At 52.7% G+C, this 20,076-nt stretch carries 17 protein-coding genes and 3 tRNA genes; 3 read left to right on the top strand and 17 right to left on the bottom strand.

Annotated elements, in window-relative coordinates; genetic code table 11:
* Positions 1-2: 2 nt before the first annotated feature.
* The 6 genes from BUA40_RS10005 to BUA40_RS09980 form a co-directional block, all read right to left on the bottom strand.
* Positions 3-953, bottom strand: coding sequence for a uracil-DNA glycosylase family protein (locus BUA40_RS10005; RefSeq protein ID WP_072800498.1), 951 nt, complete (start codon positions 951-953; stop codon positions 3-5).
* Entirely contained in the window at positions 946-2,253 is a 1,308-nt protein-coding gene (locus BUA40_RS10000; protein WP_072800546.1) for a bifunctional phosphopantothenoylcysteine decarboxylase/phosphopantothenate synthase, read from the bottom strand. The genes BUA40_RS10005 and BUA40_RS10000 overlap by 8 nt, the downstream gene beginning before the upstream one ends.
* Positions 2,254-2,330: 77 nt before the next feature.
* Complete coding sequence (rpsA, locus tag BUA40_RS09995; RefSeq protein ID WP_072800497.1) at positions 2,331-4,097, bottom strand: 30S ribosomal protein S1; 1,767 nt, start codon at positions 4,095-4,097, stop codon at positions 2,331-2,333.
* Positions 4,098-4,132: 35 nt separating this feature from the next.
* Entirely contained in the window at positions 4,133-4,801 is a 669-nt protein-coding gene (gene cmk / locus BUA40_RS09990; protein WP_072800496.1) for a (d)CMP kinase, read from the bottom strand.
* A gap of 36 nt (positions 4,802-4,837) precedes the next feature.
* Positions 4,838-5,317, bottom strand: coding sequence for a hypothetical protein (locus BUA40_RS09985; RefSeq protein ID WP_143149765.1), 480 nt, complete (start codon positions 5,315-5,317; stop codon positions 4,838-4,840).
* An 8-nt stretch (positions 5,318-5,325) separates the two neighbouring features.
* Entirely contained in the window at positions 5,326-5,937 is a 612-nt protein-coding gene (locus BUA40_RS09980) for a hypothetical protein (RefSeq protein ID WP_072800494.1), read from the bottom strand.
* A gap of 88 nt (positions 5,938-6,025) precedes the next feature.
* On the opposite strand from BUA40_RS09980, the gene BUA40_RS09975 reads away from it, so the two are divergent.
* The gene (locus tag BUA40_RS09975) at positions 6,026-7,225 is read left to right on the top strand and encodes a TraB/GumN family protein (protein WP_255369280.1); all 1,200 of its coding nucleotides are present in this window, start codon (positions 6,026-6,028) and stop codon (positions 7,223-7,225) included.
* Here the strand turns inward: BUA40_RS09975 and BUA40_RS09970 are convergent.
* From BUA40_RS09970 to BUA40_RS09935, 8 genes are all read right to left on the bottom strand, one after another.
* Entirely contained in the window at positions 7,213-7,866 is a 654-nt protein-coding gene (locus BUA40_RS09970; protein WP_072800493.1) for an HAD family hydrolase, read from the bottom strand. The two genes, BUA40_RS09975 and BUA40_RS09970, sit on opposite strands and share 13 nt — an antisense overlap.
* 81 nt (positions 7,867-7,947) lie before the next feature.
* Entirely contained in the window at positions 7,948-8,874 is a 927-nt protein-coding gene (gene cysK, locus BUA40_RS09965; protein WP_072800492.1) for a cysteine synthase A, read from the bottom strand.
* A gap of 41 nt (positions 8,875-8,915) precedes the next feature.
* Positions 8,916-10,076, bottom strand: a complete 1,161-nt coding sequence (locus tag BUA40_RS09960) for an iron-containing alcohol dehydrogenase (RefSeq protein ID WP_072800491.1) — start codon at positions 10,074-10,076, stop codon at positions 8,916-8,918.
* Positions 10,077-10,181: 105 nt separating this feature from the next.
* Entirely contained in the window at positions 10,182-11,465 is a 1,284-nt protein-coding gene (locus tag BUA40_RS09955; RefSeq protein WP_072800490.1) for an O-acetylhomoserine aminocarboxypropyltransferase/cysteine synthase family protein, read from the bottom strand.
* A 347-nt stretch (positions 11,466-11,812) separates the two neighbouring features.
* On the bottom strand, positions 11,813-12,271 hold the full coding sequence (locus BUA40_RS09950) for an RrF2 family transcriptional regulator (protein WP_072800489.1): 459 nt from the start codon (positions 12,269-12,271) through the stop codon (positions 11,813-11,815).
* 44 nt (positions 12,272-12,315) lie between these two features.
* A complete protein-coding gene (locus BUA40_RS09945) occupies positions 12,316-13,587 on the bottom strand; it encodes a M16 family metallopeptidase (protein WP_072800488.1) in 1,272 nt (423 codons plus the stop codon).
* A 142-nt stretch (positions 13,588-13,729) separates the two neighbouring features.
* Positions 13,730-14,596, bottom strand: a complete 867-nt coding sequence (locus BUA40_RS09940) for a nuclease-related domain-containing protein (protein WP_072800487.1) — start codon at positions 14,594-14,596, stop codon at positions 13,730-13,732.
* Between the two features lie 52 nt (positions 14,597-14,648).
* A complete protein-coding gene (locus BUA40_RS09935; protein ID WP_072800486.1) occupies positions 14,649-16,988 on the bottom strand; it encodes a DEAD/DEAH box helicase in 2,340 nt (779 codons plus the stop codon).
* A gap of 246 nt (positions 16,989-17,234) precedes the next feature.
* Here BUA40_RS09935 and BUA40_RS09930 point away from each other — a divergent pair.
* A tRNA-Ser gene (locus tag BUA40_RS09930) sits at positions 17,235-17,319 on the top strand.
* 275 nt (positions 17,320-17,594) lie between these two features.
* On the opposite strand, the gene BUA40_RS09925 is transcribed toward BUA40_RS09930, so the two are convergent.
* From BUA40_RS09925 to BUA40_RS09915, 3 genes are all read right to left on the bottom strand, one after another.
* On the bottom strand, positions 17,595-17,972 hold the full coding sequence (locus BUA40_RS09925; protein ID WP_143149764.1) for a hypothetical protein: 378 nt from the start codon (positions 17,970-17,972) through the stop codon (positions 17,595-17,597).
* Positions 17,973-18,189: 217 nt separating this feature from the next.
* Positions 18,190-18,262 (bottom strand) — tRNA-Glu (locus BUA40_RS09920).
* A gap of 89 nt (positions 18,263-18,351) precedes the next feature.
* Positions 18,352-18,424: transfer RNA gene (locus BUA40_RS09915), tRNA-Glu, on the bottom strand.
* 75 nt (positions 18,425-18,499) lie between these two features.
* Here BUA40_RS09915 and BUA40_RS09910 point away from each other — a divergent pair.
* Positions 18,500-20,071 carry an ATP-binding cassette domain-containing protein gene (locus BUA40_RS09910; RefSeq protein WP_072800484.1) on the top strand — a complete coding sequence of 524 codons (1,572 nt, stop codon included), beginning with the start codon at positions 18,500-18,502 and terminating at the stop codon, positions 20,069-20,071.
* Positions 20,072-20,076: the final 5 nt, after the last annotated feature.

Raw genomic sequence — 20,076 nt, 5'->3', positions numbered from 1 at the left:
CTCTACTTGGCGGCGATGGTGAACATGCCGCTGCGCGGGATGTGAACCTTCCAGGTGAGCCATTTCATTTGCTTGTCGTTTACCATGAGGTAGGGGTCTACGAGGGCGACGCTCTTGGTGCCGGCGAAGTCCATGGCGGTGCCGGCGTTGTCGTCAAAATTCTTGCCCTTGCCGAACACCTGATAGAACAGCGGTTGTCCGAAGGTCACCATGATTTCGGGCTGAATGAAGCTGAGTTCCTTCGTGAGCATCTTGCGGAGCGCGGCTTCGAGAAGCGGCGCGAGCGGGCGTTCGGTCGACTTGAAGAAGTACGTGATGCCGATGTCTTTTTGATCGATGTTTAGGCTTGCGAACAGGCGCGAAAGCATCTGTCCGACAGCGGTGCCGAAGAAAACGTCGGTGCTTGTTGTCGAGATGTTTGCAGCTTCAGCCATTTTAATGGCGGGAAGCAGGAAAAGCAATTTCGGCTTGGCGGGACCTGTATAGCGGGCAAGTGCAGCTTCCCTGGCGTACATGGCTTCGCCCTTGATGGCGTCGTAGAATGCATCAAGAGAATCGACAGATTCGAAGGCGGAGGCGGTACGTTTGACGATGCGCTCGGTCGGCATGTTGGCGGCAGAAATCGTGGTTGCCTTGGCATCGACGGCGCCGAAGAGCGAAGGTGCGAATCCGGTGGTGTCCGGAATCGGGGCTTGTGGTGCATCGGCTGGTGCGGCTGCCGAGCTGTTCGGGAATTGTGGCGGCAGGTTGCGCGGCACTGGGCGAGCTGCGGTCGGAGTCGGCGGAACGGGATGCGGGGCAACAGGCGCAGCTGGGCGCGCTGTCGTTGCGGTCGAAATTGCGGGCTTGCGAGTCAACGTCCACGGTTCGTCTAGCAGGAGTTCCGCTTCGCCCAGGTCGATTTGTCCTGAAAGGTAGTTGCGCAGTTCGCTAAAGTCAAATTCGTCAGCCATTCAGGCGCTCCAGGCAAAAGTTCAAAATCGTCTCGGCCAAATCGACCTTCTCGCCCATGGCGAGCTGTGGAACGGGCTTGCCCGTTTCCACCAGGGCGAAGCGTACGCAGTCGCGGCCAAAGCCAGAGTCGGTGGCCACGGGTGCGTTCAAAAGTAAAGCGTCAGCGCCGCTCTTTGCAAGCTTTTCGGCGGCGTGTTCTTCAAAGTGATCGGTCTCAAGTGCGAAACCGACAATCACTTGATCGTCGCGCTTTTGGGCGACGCTGTCTCGCAAAATATTCGGGTTCGGTTCCAGCTCCAGAATCAGCTGGCTGCGGCTATCCTTAATCTTTTCGGTAGCGGCCACTTTCGGGCGGTAGTCGGCGACTGCAGCGCAGTGAACGAGCACGCTTGCATTCTTCATTCGTTCAAGGACGGCGTCATGCATATCGCGGGCACTTCTGATTTTAGTCACGCGAACGCCCTTCGGGAATTCGGCCTCCATCGGGCCTGCGACCACTTCGACTTCGAAGCCGTTGGCGTAGAATACCGAGGCTAGCGCCACGGCGGTCTTGCCGCTGCTGCGATTGCTAATATAGCGCACCGGATCGATCGCTTCTTCGGTGCGGCCTGCGGTCAAGAGAACCTTCTTGCCGAAGCCGGGAAGGCTTGCATCTTGTGTCGGCGGAATATCGACTGCGACAGAAATTGCGGGCGGTTCGCATTGAACCTTTTCGCCTTTTGTCTCTCGTCCCTTCGACAGGCTCAGGGCGGGCTTTTCGTCTCTCGTCTCTAAATACTTCGCAATCTCAGCCGGTTCCATCAGACGGCCCTGCCCCACCTCACCACAGGCGAGTTCACCCGCAGGCGATTCAAGCACGGTCGTGTTTTCGAAACCGCGCAAAATCTCGAGGTTGCGTTTTACCGCAGGGGAGTTGTACATCGCCACATTCATCGCCGGCGCAATCACGCGCGGGCACGTGCAGCTCATAAAGCAAAGGCTCACCGGATCGTCGGCGATACCGCAGGCGAATTTACCGATGACATTTGCTGTCGCGGGTACCACCAAATAAAGGTCTGCCCAACGCGGAAAATCGATATGCTGGAAGGGGCGCGCTTCGACAGCTCCGTTCTTTAGATACACGGGGCATTTGCTCAGGCTTGCAAAAGTCAGCGGAGCCACGAATTCGGTAGCCGCATCGGTCATGCATACGCGCACTTCGGCGCCCTTCTTCTGCAGCAGGCGCAACAGCTCGCAGCTCTTGTACACGGCAATGCCGCCCGAGACTCCGAGCAAGATTTTCTTTCCAGCGAGGTTCATGAAACGAAAAATAGAAAAAAGAAATCCCACGGTTACCCGCGGGATTCCTTAAAGCATTAAGCTTTTGAAGAAGCTAATTAAGCTTCGGCTTCAGCGTCAGCCTTCTTCTTGGTGGCCTTCTTCTTCGGAGCGGCGGCTTCACCAATGGTGGTGCCAGATTCGCCCGGCTTGTGAGAGTCCATCCAAGCCTTGAGCTCAGCGGATTCACGGTTCTTGAAGTAGTCAACCACAGAGAGGAAGATCTTACGGTTGTTCTGATCGATTTCGGTCACAACGGCCGGAACTTCGTCGCCAACCTTGAATGCATCGGCCGGAACCTTGATGTATTCAGCGGTGAGCTTGGAAACCGGGATGAAGCCTTCGATACCGTCAGCGAGTTCAACCACGACGCCGCGGTCGAGCATGCGAACGATCTTGCCCTTCACTTCGGAGTTCACCGGATAGGTGTTGTCGATGGTGTCCCACGGATCTTCGGTGAGGTGCTTCATGGACAGAGAAATGCGGCGCTTTTCCTTATCGACGGCGAGCACGACGCATTCAACCTTGTCACCCTTCTTGACCATTTCGTTCGGGTGAGTGATCTTCTTGGTCCAGGACATGTCGGAAACGTGGATGAGGCCATCAACACCTTCCTTGATTTCGACGAATGCGCCGAAGGAAGCGATGTTGCGGATTTCACCAACCACGCGGGCACCCGGCGGAAGTTCGGTTTCGATAGAATCCCACGGATCGGATTCGAGCTGCTTCATGCCGAGAGAGATACGTTCTGCATCTTCTTCAACCTTGAGCACGACAGCTTCGACTTCCTGACCAACGGTGAGGATCTTGGACGGGTGCTTGACATGCTGAGTCCAGGACATTTCGGAAACGTGGATGAGGCCTTCAACGCCGCTATCCAGTTCAACGAATGCACCGTAATCGGTAATGGAAACAACCTTACCCTTAACGATAGCGCCTTCCGGATAACGTTCGGCGATGTCCTTCCACGGATGCGGCTTAAGCTGCTTCATGCCGAGAGAGATACGTTCCTTCTTGTCGTTGAAGTCGAGAACCATAACTTCGACTTCCTGGCCGAGCTGGAGCAATTCGGTCGGGTGGTTGATGCGCTTGTAGCTCATGTCGGTGATGTGGAGGAGGCCGTCTACGCCGCCGAGGTCAATGAATGCACCGAAGTCGGTGATGTTCTTGACGATACCCTTGCGGACCTGACCCTTCTCGAGAGTTTCGAGCACGTCGCCACGCTGCTTGTTGCGTTCTTCTTCGAGAACGACACGGCGAGACACGACGATGTTGCGGCGAGCCTTGTTGACCTTGATAACCTTGAGGTCGTATTCCTGACCAATGAGGGCGTTGATGTCCGGGATCTGACGGAGGTCGATCTGGGAACCCGGGAGGAAGGCGTCGATGCCGAACAGGTCGACAACCACACCGCCCTTGATACGCTTCGTGAGCGTACCGCGCACGACTTCGTTGTTTTCGAATGCAGCGTGGATGCGATCCCACACGCGAACGAAGTCGGCCTTCTGCTTCGAAAGGATGAGACGGCCGTCTTCATCTTCGAGCTTTTCGACAAACACTTCGATTTCGGAACCGATTTCGAGGGAGTCCGTGTCCTTGAATTCACCACGGTCGATGACACCTTCGGACTTGTAGTTCACGTCGATCAAGACTTCCTGGTCGTTCACCTGGCTAATCTTACCGGTGACGAGCTTGCCCTGTTCGAGGCAATCCATGCCGGCATAAACGTCAGCGTTAGCCTTACGGAAGTCGGGGCTGCATTCGCCCTGAGCGGCGAGGATTTCAGCGAGATCTTCTGCGGTACCGAATTTGAGATTTTGAGACATATTGTTAATTGGGGTTGTGGAACAAAGGATTCAGGCTACGCCACTACACCTACGTAGTCGAGAATCTTTTGCACCTGTTGTTGGATTGAGATGTGTGTAGTGTCAATTTCAATAGCGTCGTCCGCTTTCTTGAGGGGGGCGTTTGCGCGGGAAGAATCCAGGCGGTCGCGTTCGACCAGGTTGTTGAGGACTTCTTCGAGCGTCACCTTTTCTCCCTTTTCAAGGAGTTCCTTGTAGCGGCGTTCGGCGCGGACCTTCACGTCCGTCACCATGAAAAACTTGTACTTCGCATCGGGGAACACGACCGTACCGATATCGCGGCCGTCCAGGATGCAACTCTGCTTCTTGCCGATTTCGCGCTGCTGCTTGGTCATGGCGGCGCGGACCGACGGGAGTGCGCAGTAAATGCTCACGTTGCTCGACACCTTCATGCCGCGGATTTCGCTTTCGCGAGAAACGCCATTGATGAGCACGTGGTTTTCGGAGTCGAACCCGAGTGTGAGGTTGGCGAGCAGTTCGTCCATGGCGGGACCTTCTTCGGCGGGCAAACCTTTTTCAAGGGCTGCAAGAGTCACGGCGCGGTACATGGCGCCTGTATCAAGATAGGTGATGCCGAGGGTCTTTGCCACGATCTTTGCGGTGGTACTCTTACCGGTACCCGAACCGCCATCGAGGGCGATAACAAAATTTTCTGAACTACTCATGAGTGGGGCAAAATTTAGAAACTTGAAGCCCCGTCGTCAATCTGGTAAGTACTTGAAATAGTAGGTAACGCGGTCTTCCATGTCTTCCCGGTACCAGTGTGCCATGGTTAGGCCATCTTTGTAGAGGGTCAGCTCGTCATCGCGTTGGTAGAGACCATAAAAGTTGTAGTAACCACCATAGACCATGTCGTAATCTTCAGAGTATTCCGATTCCAAAAGGTAGAAGGGGTCGCCGTCGACGTTTAGGGAGGCAAGCCCGTCACTGTCGATTCGGAGGCTGACGGTCATTGATGGACTTAGTACTTGGGGGACTTCGCAGTCATAGGCTCCAAAGGCGTCGGCGCGGCAGTCCTGTACGTAGTAGTAATGAAAACGCCTACTGAATCGTGCCCCGTCTGCATCGGGATCCGGGCCCAAGTCGCAGGCGGCAAGGCCCAGTAGCATTGCAAGCAATACTGCAAAAAACGACGCTTTTGGGAGCGCCGTTTTCGCAAAAGATTTAAGAGAGATTCTCATCTGCTCCATTACGGATTTTCGTAATCGCCGCCGTAGAGGGTTTCTTCGGCTTCCTGCGTGCTTTCGTCTTCGTAGGCTTCCGGAGCCTGCAGGTCGCGAGTGCTGCCGTACTTACGCTTTTCTTCGTCGGTCAGCTTGTTGGAGTAAACGATTTCTTCCTGTTCCTGGTTGGCTTCTTCCTCTTCTTCCTGGAGGATCTTCTGACCCTGTTCGATGCGACGCTTCACGCGTTCGTCTTCCATCTGCTTGAGGTTTGTGCCGACCTTGGCCTGTTCTTCGGACATCACGTAGCGGCTATTAGCTTCATCCATGGCGTCCTTGATGCCGACCAAGCGACCGCGACCGTCCACTTCGAGACCGGCCTTGCGGAGCGTCGAAAGCGGGAGACGGCGAGCTGCAGTCTTGTATTCGTCCTTGAATTCGTAACCATCAGAAGTGGCAATGGCGTCAGCTTCACTGGGAGTCACGTATTCAAGTGCTTCTTGCCAGCGGGCACCCTGCACGCAGGAGGTGAAACCCACGAGAGCGTTATCCAGAGCCTCGGGGTCGTTAGACCTAGAACCTGCACAGCCGGTCAGAACCAGCGCTGCCAAAGAAAAATAAGCCAAGAATTTTTTCATAGGATTAAACCTCCGAAAAATATAATTTCCATATAAATATAAACATTTTTTGATAAAGTTACAGAAATTGGCCAAAAATTTTCAATTTATGCGTCATTTCTTGCTATCATTTATGCCGATGAACGAAATTTCCGACATTTGCCGCATAAGAAAAGACGATAGAGAGTTTATTCTAATTGGTACTGCCCATATTTCCCAGGCCTCCAAGGACTTGGTGAGGGCGACTATTGAGGCAGAATCCCCCGATACGGTTTGTGTAGAGTTAGACGAAGGCCGCCTGAATTCCATCAAGGATCCGGACCGCTGGAAAAAGACCGACCTCAAGCAGGTCATCAAGAAAAAACAACTGGCTACATTGATTGCAAACCTGGTGCTTGGGTCTTACCAAAAGCGCATGGGTGCCCAGACGGGGGTCAAGCCGGGCTCCGAACTTAAAGAAGCTGTCGATGTCGCCGCCGAAAAGAATGCCGAACTGGTGCTCGCTGACCGCGACATCAAGATTACCTTGAGGCGTACTTGGGCTTGCACTCCCTGGTACCGCAAACTGAGCCTGCTGGGCGGACTCATTGCAAGCATCTTTGATAAAACCGAAGTCAGCGAAGAAGACTTGGCCAAGATCAAACAGCAAGATGCCTTGAGTGCCATGATGCAGGATTTCGGAAAATCTTTCCCCGAAGTCAAGCAGGTGCTTATCGACGAACGCGACCAGTTTCTCGCAAGCAAAATCAGAAACGCTCCGGGCAAAAAGATTGTGGCGGTCGTCGGTGCCGGTCATATGAACGGTATCGCAAAGATTATCGAAGAAAACCGCGAGCTCCCTAGCGAAGAATCTATCAGCGTCATTCCCAAGAGCGCTCCGATTTGGAAGATTATCGGCTGGGCAATTCCTGTTGCAATCATCGCGAGCATTATTGCCGTGGGCGTGCATACGGGAGCCGAAAAGGCGGGCGAACTCAGCTTGCAGTGGGCGATGCTTACTGGCGGTGGTGCCATGCTCGGTACGATTATCGCGGGCGGTCATCCGCTGACGGTTTTGGTGGCGCTTGTCGCGGCTCCGTTTACGGGACTTACGCCACTGATTGGTGTCGGGTTCTTTACGGCGCTGACGCAGGTCTACATGAGGCCGCCGCGCGTGTCCGAAATGGAAACTTTGACCGATGACATTTGGCAGGTCAAGCGCTGGTGGAAAAACCGCGTGACGCGCGTGATTCTCTGCTTCTTGTGCCCGGGAATCCCTGCGATTATCGGAAAGATCCTCGCTATCTTCAAGATTTATCAGGCGATGTAGTTTAGCGAATCGAAGTATTCGATCCAGTCTACATCGGGTGTGATTTGCACCGCTTGAATGCCGCAATTTTTTGCGGCATTTACGTTATCGATGTTGTCGTCGAGGAAGATTGTGTCCGAGGTTACGTCACCTGACACCTCTGTGCCGCGGACAGCGCCGATGGTCTTGATGACGTGTTCAAAGATTTCGGCGTGGGGCTTTTCGAGGTGCAGGTCCTGGCTTAAAAATACTTGATGAAAAAAATCTTCGCAGCGGTTGCCGCCTGCGTTGAACCAATGGTCCAGGCAGTATTGCCAATGAAGGTCGTTGGTGTTGCTCAGCAGATAAACGTTGGCTTTTTGCTTGAGTGCTTTGATGGCGTTCAGCTTTCGTTCGGGAATGCCGATGCAAATGCTGTTCCAGGCGAGTGCTACTTGTTCGGGAGTTGTGCCTGGATTGCATCTTGCGGCAACGAGTTTGCAGAATTCGTCGGTCGTAAATTGCCCGAGCTGGTAACGGTGCATCAAGTCAGCGGCTTCGCCTACATCAAAGCGGAGTTCGCTTTCGGGGAGCCCGAGTGCTGCAAAACCATTTAGGGCCTTTTGCATATTGATGTCGAGGATGACTCCGCCCAAGTCAAAGATGATGTTCTTGTATGCCATAGGTTACCGTGCGCCGCAAAAATAAAAAAATGGCTTCTAGATTTTTTCTAGAAGCCGTTTTCTATGAACAAAGATGAAATCTTATTCTGCGAAGAGGGCGGTAGAAAGGTAACGGTCGCCGGTATCCGGGAGGAGTGCGACAATCGTCTTGCCCTTGTTTTCGGGGCGCTTCGCGAGTTCCTTGGCAGCCCAGAGAGCGGCACCAGAAGAAATACCCACGAGCACGCCTTCCTTCTTGCCGATTTCGCGGCCGGCTTCGAATGCGGCTTCGTTTTCGACAGCGATCACTTCGTCGTAAACCTTGGTGTTCAAGGTTTCAGGAACGAAGCCTGCGCCGATGCCCTGGATCTTGTGGGCGCCTGCAGTACCCTTGGTAAGCACCGGAGAACTTGCCGGTTCAACAGCGACAACCTTCACGTTCGGATTCTTGGACTTGAGGTATTCACCCACGCCTGTCACCGTACCACCGGTACCGACACCGGCCACAAAAATATCAACTTTACCATCGGTGTCTTCCCAAATTTCAGGACCGGTGGTGGCCTTATGGGCTGCCGGGTTTGCCGGGTTCACGAACTGGCCCGGAATAAAGCTGTTCGGGATTTCCTTGGCGAGTTCATCGGCCTTTTCGATAGCGCCCTTCATGCCCTTGGCGCCTTCGGTCAGCACGAGTTCTGCGCCGTAAGCCTTCATAATCTGGCGGCGTTCCACGCTCATGGTTTCGGGCATCACGATGATGATGCGGTAGCCACGTGCTGCAGCGACAGATGCAAGACCGATACCGGTGTTGCCCGAAGTCGGTTCGATAATCACGGCACCCTTCTTGAGCTTACCGCTCTTTTCTGCTTCGTCAATCATCGCCTTTGCAATACGATCCTTCACGGAACCGGCGGGGTTGAAGTATTCGAGCTTTCCAAGAATCTTGGCTCCGAGGCCTTCTTCGATATGGGTGAGTTCGAGAAGCGGGGTGTGACCAATAAGCTGGTCGGCGGAGGTATAGATTTTAGACATGTTTTTAATCCTTATCTTTGAATTGTTTTTCCTGTTAAAATTTACAAAGCTAATGTCAAAATGTCCTTGATGGCGGTTGCATCCAAAGGCACATAATGCCCGACTTTGCCGTTTCTTACTGCTCTTGCGGCCATGGCGTCAAAATCCTTGTTGTCGATCTTGAGTTCTGTCAGAGTCGTTGCGAGGTGCAGTTTCTTGAAGAACTTCGTGAGTTCTTCAGACAAAATGTAAGCCCTTTCGGTTTCGCTGTAGTTGTAGGAGTCTGCTCCGAAAACTCGGCTTGCCAAAAGTGCGAGGCACCAGGGCTTCTGCTTGGCCATGTACTTTGTCCAAGCGACGGTGACAACGGCCATGCCTTCGCCATGCGTGATGTTGTACTGCGCCGAAAGTTCATGCTCGATTCGGTGAGAACCCCAGTCCGCGCGGCGACCTGCGTCCAGGAATCCGCCATGGGCAACGCTGGCGAGCCACTGGATTTCACCGCGGGCGTTAATGTCCTTGGGATCCTTGAGAAGCTTGTCTGCGTTCACGAGTAACGCGCGAATTGCGCCTTCAATCAGGTAATCTGTGGTATCGGAATTCTTTTCGTCCGAGAAATACCTTTCCAGAAGGTGGGACAACACGTCGGCAATGCCCACGAAAGTCTGGTATGCAGGCAGGCCCACGGTGTATTTCGGATTCATGATGGCAAATTTCGGAATGATTCGGTCGTCTTCAAAACCGAGTTTCCATTCGCCGCTAGAAAGAATTGCCGCATTGGATGTTTCGGAACCGCTCGAAGCCGTCGTGGCAATCACGCCAATGGGCAAAACCTGCTTGGGCGAGACGCCTTTTTCAAAGAAGTCCCATACATCGCCTTCATAAGGAATGCCTAGAGCCACGGCCTTTGCGGTGTCAATTGAACTTCCTCCACCGACAGCCAGAACGAAGTCTACTTGGCTTTCCTTGCCCTGCTTCACGAGTTCGCGAACCAGATTAATAGAGGGGTTCGGCACCACGTTCCCGTTTTCAGAAAAACGAATCCCGAGTTCCGCAACAGCCGTCTTGATCACATCGTAAATGCCGAGCGTCTTGATAAAGTCACCGCTGTATACAAGCTGAAGCGATTTCACGCCATACGCAGCCAAAAGCGATTTTAACTTCTGTTCACTATGTTCGCCAAATACAATTTTTGCTGGATTATAATATTCGAAGTCAATCATTTAATACTCTCCGTTACCGCCTTGGTGGCAATAAAAAGAATCCAGTCCGACGAACGTTTCCTAATGGTGAAAACGCGCTCGGAACTGGAAACTCAATGCAAACAATTAAATTGCGGCGAAACCGTTTTCGAGGTCAGCGATAATGTCTTCGTAGTGTTCCGTACCGATAGACACGCGGATTGTTGCCGGGGTAATTTCGGCTGCGGCCAATTCTTCCGGAGAAAGTTCGGCGTGCGTGGTGGTGTACGGGTGAATCACGAGACTCTTCACGTCGGCAACGTTAGCAAGCAGGCTGAAGATCTTCAGGTTGTCAATGAACTTGAAGGCTTCTTCCTGGCCACCCTTGATGTCGAAGGTGAAAATGGAACCGCCGCCATTCGGGAAGTACTTCTGATAAAGCTTGTGGTCCGGATGGTTCGAAAGACTCGGGTGGCTCACGTGCGTCACCTTCGGGTGCTTGGTGAGGAACTCAATCACCTTCTTGGTATTTTCCACATGGCGATCCAAGCGGAGAGAAAGCGTTTCGACACCCTGCAGCAGGAGGAATGCGTTGAACGGAGAAATTGCAGCACCTTCGTCGCGGAGGAGAATCGTGCGAACGTAGATTACGTAAGCAGCGGCGCCCGTTGCGGTGAAAGGAATACCGTAGCTCGGGTTCACTTCGGTGAACTGCGGGAACTTGCCGGATGCAGCCCAGTTGAACTTGCCGCCGTCCACGATGATACCGCCGAGAGTCGTGCCGTGGCCACCGATAAACTTGGTAGCGGAATGCACCACGATGTCAGCACCGTGTTCAATCGGGCGAATCAGATACGGAGTACCGAAGGTGTTGTCGATTACCAGCGGAATCTTGTTCTTGTGAGCGATTTCGGCGATAGCGTCGATATCCGGAATGTCGGAATGCGGGTTGCCGAGAGTTTCGATAAAGATAAGCTTCGTGTTGTCCTTCACGGCAGCTTCGACAGCCTTCAGATCGTGCGTGTCCACGAAAGTGGTTTCGATACCGAAGTCGCGGAGCGTGTGCTGCAGCAGGTTGAAAGTACCGCCGTAAACAGTGCGCTGGGCAACCACGTGATCACCCTTGCGAGCGAGAGCCGTGATGGCGTAAGTAATGGCAGCGGCACCAGAGGCGACGGCCAGAGCGGCAACGCCACCTTCGAGGGCAGCGATACGTTCTTCGAGCACGCCCTGAGTGGAGTTGTTGATACGGCCATAAACGTTACCGGCATCCTTCAGGGCAAAACGGTCAGCGGCATGCTGTGCGTTATGGAACACGTAGGAAGTGGTCTGGTAGATGGGAACTGCGCGAGAATCGGTTGTGGGATCTGCATGTTCCTGGCCAACGTGAATCTGAAGAGTTTCGAAATGGAGCTTGTTCTGTGTAGTCATTGTATAAATTCCTTTTTGATTGTTGTCCCCGGTGGGACGATTAAATGTTTTGTTTTTTATTTGTTATGCCTGGCTTTTCCAGGATTGTTCAGTTCTGTTACACATTCGACAACTCATAGGCTATCCTACCTTTGCGATTCTTCCTCGCGTGTCATTCCGGATTTGATTCGGAGTGATTTCTTTTTGTTAATGGCTTTGAACGGCTCATCCGTTCGACAGGTGGTAAATTAGAACTTTAATCCCACCGAATCAATAGGAATATGGCTGAGCATGCAAGAAATTTGCTTACATTTTTCTTACTAATAGTTTTAAGCTATAACTAGTATTCAAAAAAAGCGGTTTAAACGCTATAAACCGCAATTCCAGTTCTTTCCGCCAGGAATTTTGCCTTTGGCCTTGGGGCTGTTGCGCAAAAACTGGTCCAGCTTGACTCCGTCCAGGTAATCCTTGATCATGGAGTGTAGTTCTTTCCATACCGGGAGCGTAATACAGATATCGGCTCGTTCGCAGGAGTTTTCCTTTTCGTCTAGACAAGCGACGGGCGATACCGATGTCTCTACAACCGAAAGAATCTGCCATACGCTGCAGTTGGCAGGTTCGCAATTGAGCCTGTAACCGCCGGCCTTGCCGCGGGCGCCCGTAAGCAGTTTGCCGCGAACGAGCGAACCCAAAATACCTTCGAGGTATTTTTCAGAAATTTGCTGACGTTCGGCAAGTTCCTGTAACTTCACGTATTCGTCCTTGCTGTGCTGAGCAAGGTCAATCATGACGCGGAGTGCGTAGCGGCCTTTGGTAGAAATTCTCATAATGATTCAATTATAACAAATACTATGTGCTTAGACCACAGGCTCTAGAAAAAGTCTATATCAAGCGCCGTCTTTTTGCGTCCGGCGGGCTCAATGACGGCTGCCGAGAACTTGGCTGCTGCGAACAGGCGGTTCGTGATGTCGACAACTTCTTCTTCCGGCATGGACTTGATGATCTTTTCGGATTCTTCCATGGTGCGGTATTCGCCCAGGTGCAATACCTGTTCGGCCATGCGGACAACTCGCTTTTCGGGGCTGTCGGCACCCAGGTACATGCCTCCCAAGATGTTTGTCTTGGTGCGTTCGAATTCGCCCTTGTTGAAACCATGCTTCAAGAAGTTGCGAGTCTCGTTCAGCGAAAGGTCAAGCGCCGTTTTCAGCTGGTGCGGCTCGGTAGCAAGGGATACGCCCCAGTCGGTGCAGTCGCAGTAAATGTCGGCGGTAGAATAAACGGAGTAGGCGAGGCCCTTGTCTTCTCGAATCTTCTGGAACAAGCGGCTGGCCATGCCCGCACCCATCGCTACATTGAACAGCGAAAGCGCGCAACGGGTACGCTCGTCTACCAGGGAACGGTCAAAGCTTAAACCCCAGAAAAGGTTCGACTGGGCAATGTCTTGCTTCTGTACGACCTTTACGCTATTGTGGGCCTTGTAAATGTCGATGGGGGTTGTGCCATTTGATTTCTTTTGTGCAAATTTTTCGGCACAAATTTCCACAAGCTCTTCGTGGTTGACTTTGCCCGAGGCGCAAATCAGGAGCGGAATCTCGTTGATGACCTGCTCCTTGTACTTGAGCATTTGCTTGTGGGTAAGTGCCTTGACTTGCTTGATGTTTCCGGTAATGGAATGCGCGATGCCGCAACCCTTAAAGTGAATGGCGTTAAAGACGTCGCCCACGATTTCTTCGGGAATGTCGTCGTAGCTGTGGATTTCTTCGATAATCACACGGCGTTCTTTTTCCATTTCCTTCTTGTCCATGCGCGGGTGCATGAGCATGTCGGCAATCACGTCGATGGCGAGCGGCAAGTGGCTGCGTTCGATTTGAGCGTAGAATCCCGTTTCTTGGCGGGTGGTGTAGGCTTCCAGGTTTCCGCCCTTGTCTTCGATAGCGCGGGCAATTTCAAGGGCGCTGCGGTTTTCGGTTCCCTTGAATACCAAGTGCTCGTAAAAATGGCTCAGGCCAAATTCGTCTTTCGCTTCGTGACGCGATCCGCGCGGCACCCAGACGCCAACCGCAACCGAGTAGGCATGCGGCATGTAGTCCGTTAAAATAGTGATTCCGTTATCAAGAACTGTCTTTTTTACAATCTGTTTCATATAGGTCTCAGCTCGGTCGCCTAGGGCTCCCTTTGAGGGGTGAGGACGGGGCTTTGCCCCTTTGAGTTAAAAATAATCGCGCCTAGGGCGCCTAATGTTTTGCTCAAAGCGTAGCGCGCTCGAAGCGAGTTTACGAGCGACCTCATTGCTCACTCCGTTTACTAGCATATTCCCTGTGCTTCGCCTTCACTTCTTCGCTCACATTCATGCAACCTTGCAATTTATAATAAAAGTCTTCAAGCTGTTGCATAGTGTAAATGGTCTTGCGGCTCGTGATGCGCTTGAGTAGGGCGTCTTGCAGTTCGCTACAATGAACGATGCTCCAGAATTCGTTATCCTTGGGTACCTTTCGCAGTACGCAACGGTCGCTGAATACCACGAACGAAATAAAGTGCGCCTGTTCATGGCGGATTTTCAGAAAATGTTCTAGCGCCAAAATGTGCCCGATGTTTTGACGAATCGGGTTGTGGAATGTATGCTCGGTGCTTGCGTTCAAGTGCTGGTTCCATCGCTCGCTTTCAAGGTCGCCTGCGATTTCGCCCGAAAGGTTCTTGCTTTCGAGTACGTAGATGCCCGACTGGTGCAAAAGTAACGCGTCGATTTCGGTGAAGCCAGTGCGTGCGGGAATGTACAAGTTTCGCATCAGTACATATCGGCGCTTGTCGGTATCGCAGACGCGTGCGGTCAAAGCCATCATGGCCGCTTCGCCAAAAATGCCTCGCGGATCGTTTGCGATGCGCTCGTCGTTGAATTTCGGATCTGGCTTAAAGAAGTTCTCGCTGCGGGTTGGCGCATGCGTGATGCCGTAACCGCCCAATTCAAAAGGCTTGTCCAGTCCGCGAATTCCATCGCTCAGACCCTTGCGGCGTTCCTGCTCGAAATCGCGGAATGTCTTGCGGCGTCCATCGCCATGGTACATTTTCGGATTCTTTTTCGGCGATTTGCCCTTGATCTTAAAAAAGACAAGGGCTAGCAACAGAATGATGCCAATAAGAGTCGAAAAAGTCATGCCGCAAGTATAGTAAAAAAGAGGCTTGCCGGAGCAAACCTCTTGTCTTTACTTAAACTCTTCCGAAACGGCGAGTTTTGCGGAAGGGCTTGTCGCCAAAGCTGCGTTCGTCGTGGTCTTTGTGGAAGCGGTCTTCCTTTTTGCCGAACTTCTTGTCGCCGAACATTTTTTCGCGGCGGGCCTTGCGGTTTTCGAAAGGCTTGTCGTCGAACTTTTTGCTGCGACGGTCTCCATCGCGATGGAAACTACGGCGGTCTTCGCGGCTGGCACGCGGGCGAGTTCCGGGGGCAGGGCCGGTAGGCGGTTCGTCGGTCATCAGGCGGAATCTGGATTCGTTACCGCGAATCGTCATGTCGGCGAGAATGTCGAGAACTTCTTGCGGCATGGTTTCGGGAAGTTCTACGGTGCTGAACTTGTCGAACAGCTTGATGCGTCCGATGTTGGAACTGCTGATATTGCCTTCGCCGGCGATTGCGCCTACGATGTCTCGCGGCGTCACATGGTCGCGGCGGCCAACACCCAGGTAGTAGCGCAGGTAGCCTTCTTCGACGCCGTTTGCGCCTTCGTTGCGTTCCTTGCGGAGTCGGCTCTTTTCTTCGCGGTCAAGACCAAAATTGTCATTGCGTTCGCGGCGTTCGCGAGGAACGTCAAGCGGCTTGAGTTCCGGGAACAGCGGCTGCTTTTTCTGCCAAATCTTGATGACGGCGGCGGCGATGTCTGCGGCGGTCGGCGGTTCTGCACCTTCTGTAGCGCTTTCGGCAACCATGCTTTCCACGAGTTCCTTGAACTTGTCGAGTTCGCCGGTGGTAATGACACTCTTGATTTTGTCCTTGAAGGCGGCGACGCGCTTTGCGCTGATGATTTCGGCGGTGGGCAATTCCATCGTTTCGATCGGCTGGCGGGTTGCCTTTTCAATAATCTTGAGCATCTTCTTTTCACGTGGCGTGATAAAGAGGATGGCGTTTCCGCTGCGGCCTGCGCGGCCTGTACGGCCGATGCGGTGCACGTAAGATTCGGTGTCGTAGGGAATGTCGTAGTTCACCACGTGCGTGATGCGGTCCACGTCGATTCCACGGGCGGCCACGTCGGTGGCGACAACGATGTCGAGCTTGCCCATCTTGAGTCGGTTGATGGTGCGTTCGCGCATGGACTGGGCGAGGTCGCCGTTTAGCGGGGCCACGTTGAAGCCGCGGCTTTCCAGCTTTTCGGCGACTTCGGTCGTGTTCTGCTTGGTGCGCACGAAAATCAGCACGCCGTCAAAGTCTTCGCCTTCGAGCACGCGAGCGAGTGCCTCGATCTTGTGCTCGTTCTTTACGAGCAAGTAACGCTGGCGGATGTTTTCGACGGTTGTCGTCTTGCCTTCGATGCAGGCTTCTTCGTATTCGCCCAAGTGCTGTTCGATAATCTTCTTGACTTCTTTAGGCATGGTGGCGCTAAAGAGGGCGCGCTGAGCGCTTGCCGGGATTTCCTTGAGAATGGTTTCCACATCTTCCATGAATCCCATGTCGAGCATTTCGTCGGCTTCGTCGAGTACGATGGCCTTCACGCCCGAAAGCACGATGGAACCGCGCTTGATGTGGTCAATTAGGCGGCCCGGGGTAGCGACGACGATGTTCGCCTGGCGCTTGAGGGCGCGGAGCTGTACGGCGATGTCCTGACCGCCGTAAACCGGAACCACATGCACCTTGGGCATCTTGGCGGCGTACTGCTGGATGGCTTCGGCCACCTGGATTGCAAGTTCGCGGGTCGGCGTGAGTACCAGCATCGAGGTTTCGTGACCATTAAAGTCGAGCCTCGAAAGCAGCGGAAGCGAGATTGCGGCGGTCTTTCCGGTACCGGTCTGGGCCGTACCGAGTAAGTTTGCTCCCTGCAAAAGGGCGGGAATCGCCTTCGCCTGAATGGGAGAGGGCGTCTCGTAGCCCATGGCCTTGATAGCTTCAAGAACTTCGTCTGCAAGTCCGAGGTCTTCGAAAGTTACGAGGGCTTCGTCGCCCGGTTCCTCGTCAGAATCGTCATCGGATTCTTCCGTCGGTTCTTCCTCTGCGGAGTCCTTTACAGCGGGTTGTTCGTCTTCAACCGGTTCGGCACAGCTCTTTTTAGATTCGGCGTAATCTTCGGCGCTTTCATCTTCTTCGGGCTGTTCGACTTCGCCTTCTTCGAATTCGACCTTCGTGCCGACTTCAATGGCGGACTTTCGACCCTTCTTGAGCACGTCGCCTTCTTCGTCGACGACCACGCCGTTCGGGTTCAGTTCCAGGAACGCGGCTTCATCGGCCTCGTCTTCGTCGGCACCGCCTGCAATAGCGTTCAAAAACGCGTCTGCTTCGCGGGCAATCTTGGATTTAGGGTCAATAGCTTCTTCAGGAATACGTTCTTCAGTATTCTTTGTCATAATGCACCTTCAGGGACCCGTAAACTTCATCTGCGGCCCATGCCGCACTATCGATTGGTTCAGTCTTGAACCTTGAAAAGCCCCGAAGCGCACTCGCGCTTATAAACCTGAAGTTTTTTGGATCCGTTTTTGTTGGATTTGCGGCCAAATGTAGAAATATGGGGACTGATTTCAAAGGGTTGCAAGCTTTTCTTTAGAAATGGGTGTAGACAACCGAAAATTATTTTACTACATTGTGCGAACCTCGGAGAGATGCCAGAGTGGTCGATTGGGCCGGTCTCGAAATCCGGAGTCTGTCACAGGACCGAGGGTTCGAATCCCTCTCTCTCCTGAAATAAAAAGCGAAGCCGCAAGGTTTCGCTTTTTATTTTACTGAAAAAACGGGATGAGAACCCTCGAGAGGGTTCGATTAACTGCGCGAGAGCGAAGCGAACAAAGCGCAGTTAAGGATTACGGCCAACGGCCGTAACCCGAAGGGCTACAAGCGAAATGAGATGAGCTTGTAGTCCCATCCCTCTCTCTCCTGAGAGAGGGAAGACTAATAGGCCGACAAAAAAGCTGTTTGGAACGTCCGTTTCCCCTCGTTATGACAGTTATTTTAGATTTCTACATAGGCCAACCCTTGGTTTTTATTTCTTTCGTTTTGTAATCATATTGGTACCTTGGGCCCCTATTTGTGTGAATCAAAAAAATCATGTCACAGTTGTTATTGTCTTTTGACTTACAATAATGATGGTAAATTACTGTATCTTGAATTACATCCCGCGTAAAGGAACTATAACTGTATTCTATTCGATCAATCCAATAAGGGCCTGCACCCGTAGAATCTTCAGTTGGCTGGCTATTGCCAACAGTACCTTTAGCCCATTTTCCGTCAAAGACCTCAAGGATTTCCTTATAAATCAGGGTATCTATGCACATCGTTGCAATCTTTTGATTGTTCAGACCATCCCTGATACAGTAGTTAAAATAATCGTATTCCAAACAAAAGGCTCCCTCTGCTCGGATTTCGTTACAGAAAGCCTCCGTTCTCTTGTATGTGAGGCATGCGTTCGTTCTGCATTCACCTGTGGCACAGCCACAAAGAAAGCACGCGATTATTAAGTACAGCAGGAACTTCATCAATACCCCAGATTTACATAGTAATGAATGCCATAAATATAAACAAAAAAAGAACCCACCTTTCGGTAGGTTCCTTTTATACCCCCAAGCGGTTTCGAACCGCTGTTGCGGGAATGAAAATCCCGAGTCCTGGGCCACTAGACGATAGGGGCGATTTGTGCGACCAAATATAGGTAACTATTTTTGTTTGTCAAGGGCGGATAACAAAAAAAGGAACCTTTCTTTCGAAAGGTTCCTTTTATACCCCCAAGCGGTTTCGAACCGCTGTTGCGGGAATGAAAATCCCGAGTCCTGGGCCACTAGACGATAGGGGCGTTTAGTAGGGCCAAATATAGGTAACTATTTAATTTTAGTCAAGGGGGCAACAGGAAAAAAGTTAATTTTTCTGCGTGAATTTGCGAAAATGGCTGAAAAAATCCCTGAAAGGCGGTGTAATCCGCTTTTTGCCGCTGGCGCTTTTGGCAAGTGCTGCTGATGCGGCGGTGCTCTGGGGTATTCGCTCCTTTATCGATATCGTAGATGGCAAGGCTGATATTCCGCTTGCGGCCTGGGTCGGGGGAATGGTGGCGCTCGCCATGTTTCGTTTATTGTTCCTGTACGGCAAGTCCAAAGTTTCCGAAGGTTGGCTCTATAAGGTGTCGGCTCGGGTGCAGGCATGGTTCCTGCACAGGCTCCGTGATCTGGCTCCTAAGAATTTCCACACTCCCAAAGGCGAACGTATGGTCGAATCTGCTTACGAGGCCACGGTCGTGCTGCAGAATAACGGGGGAGTCTTCTTTCAGGCGGTGCAGGCGGTGCTTCAACTGCTGGTTTTCTTGCCGGTGCTTTTCTATATCTCTTGGCCGCTTACGACGTTTCTTTTCGTGGTGATTGTGCCACTGGTGGCGGTCCTTCAGCGCAAACTCCATAAGCTTGGCCCCGCCGAAGAATCCCTGTTGCGGTCCCGTTCCGATTTTCGCGGAAATCTGTCGCTGGCCCGTAGGCTTTTTAGGCAGTGGAGCGGCCGCGACGAACGCAAAGAAATCTCGGACGGCCTCTTGAGAGAAGTTCGCGGGCTCCGCGATAACGGATTGAATGCCGCGATCAAGAAGTCCGGCCTTTCGCTTTTGACTGAAACGGTTTCGGTGCTTGCGATGGTTTTTGTATTGGCGTTCTGCGCGCTCCTTATGAATCGCGGCTACATGGATGCGTCTGGCCTGGTGCTGTTTACCTCGGCGGTACTCCTCTGCTACAAGCCAGTCAAGGAATGTGCACGCGTTATGCCGCAGTTCCGCTCGGCGGTCTCGGCAATCAATGTCCTCGAAGAATTTGAACGGCTTGAATTGGCCGGAAAATCTGCTGGCAAGGATTTTGCCGCGGCACCAGATGCGACTTCCGATGCAACCTCCGACGCGGTTTCCATTCGCGGTGGTAAATTCACTTACGAAGGCTCCGAGATCCCTGTGTTTACGGATCTTGCGCTCAATTGGTCCCGCGAAAAGCCGGTTCTTGTCCGTGGCAAAAATGGCGTTGGCAAATCCACCTTGCTTCGCCTGCTTTCGGGACTTGAACGTTGGAATTCAGCCGATGTTTCTACTCCGAGCGACGTCTTCTTTGTGGCCCAGGACCTGGAACTTCCTTCCAAATGGATGCTTTCTCGACTTTTGGAAAAAGGGCGCGGTGCCGAGGCTGCGCAGACTCTCGAGACCTTTATGCGGGTTTCTGGGGCGGCCCCCCTCCTTCAGAAATCGGGCCTTTCGGGCGGTGAACGTGCCCGAGTGGCGCTCCTTTGGGCGCTCGCCTCGGATTGCCGTACCGTGCTTCTGGATGAGCCTTTTGCATCTGTGGCACTGGCGGATCGCGAACCCCTACTTAAAGCGTACCTAAAAACGGCTGAATCGCTTGGCAAATGGACAATTATTGTTAGCCACGATGTACTTTCTCCCGAAGTTGAATGTATATTTAATGTTGCAAAGCTTTAGCGGAG

The sequence above is a fragment of the Fibrobacter sp. UWT2 genome (genome assembly GCF_900142545.1).
In the GTDB taxonomy this organism is placed as follows: domain Bacteria; phylum Fibrobacterota; class Fibrobacteria; order Fibrobacterales; family Fibrobacteraceae; genus Fibrobacter.
The sequence above is the reverse complement of the archived record's forward strand: the minus strand, read 5'-3'. Positions and strand labels throughout refer to the sequence as shown.

Coding starts and splice junctions, on each gene's coding strand:
- BUA40_RS09970 (WP_072800493.1), bottom strand. CDS start 7,866: ATGGCATACAAGAACATCATCTTTGACTTGGGCGGAGTCATCCTCGAC.
- BUA40_RS09940 (WP_072800487.1), bottom strand. CDS start 14,596: ATGACTTTTTCGACTCTTATTGGCATCATTCTGTTGCTAGCCCTTGTC.
- BUA40_RS09980 (WP_072800494.1), bottom strand. CDS start 5,937: ATGAAAAAATTCTTGGCTTATTTTTCTTTGGCAGCGCTGGTTCTGACC.
- cmk (WP_072800496.1), bottom strand. CDS start 4,801: ATGAGTAGTTCAGAAAATTTTGTTATCGCCCTCGATGGCGGTTCGGGT.
- cysK (WP_072800492.1), bottom strand. CDS start 8,874: ATGTCTAAAATCTATACCTCCGCCGACCAGCTTATTGGTCACACCCCG.
- rpsA (WP_072800497.1), bottom strand. CDS start 4,097: ATGTCTCAAAATCTCAAATTCGGTACCGCAGAAGATCTCGCTGAAATC.
- BUA40_RS10005 (WP_072800498.1), bottom strand. CDS start 953: ATGGCTGACGAATTTGACTTTAGCGAACTGCGCAACTACCTTTCAGGA.
- BUA40_RS09955 (WP_072800490.1), bottom strand. CDS start 11,465: ATGACTACACAGAACAAGCTCCATTTCGAAACTCTTCAGATTCACGTT.
- BUA40_RS10000 (WP_072800546.1), bottom strand. CDS start 2,253: ATGAACCTCGCTGGAAAGAAAATCTTGCTCGGAGTCTCGGGCGGCATT.
- BUA40_RS09975 (WP_255369280.1), top strand. CDS start 6,026: ATGCGTCATTTCTTGCTATCATTTATGCCGATGAACGAAATTTCCGAC.
- BUA40_RS09945 (WP_072800488.1), bottom strand. CDS start 13,587: ATGAAACAGATTGTAAAAAAGACAGTTCTTGATAACGGAATCACTATT.
- BUA40_RS09985 (WP_143149765.1), bottom strand. CDS start 5,317: ATGAGAATCTCTCTTAAATCTTTTGCGAAAACGGCGCTCCCAAAAGCG.
- BUA40_RS09960 (WP_072800491.1), bottom strand. CDS start 10,076: ATGATTGACTTCGAATATTATAATCCAGCAAAAATTGTATTTGGCGAA.
- BUA40_RS09935 (WP_072800486.1), bottom strand. CDS start 16,988: ATGACAAAGAATACTGAAGAACGTATTCCTGAAGAAGCTATTGACCCT.
- BUA40_RS09950 (WP_072800489.1), bottom strand. CDS start 12,271: ATGAGAATTTCTACCAAAGGCCGCTACGCACTCCGCGTCATGATTGAC.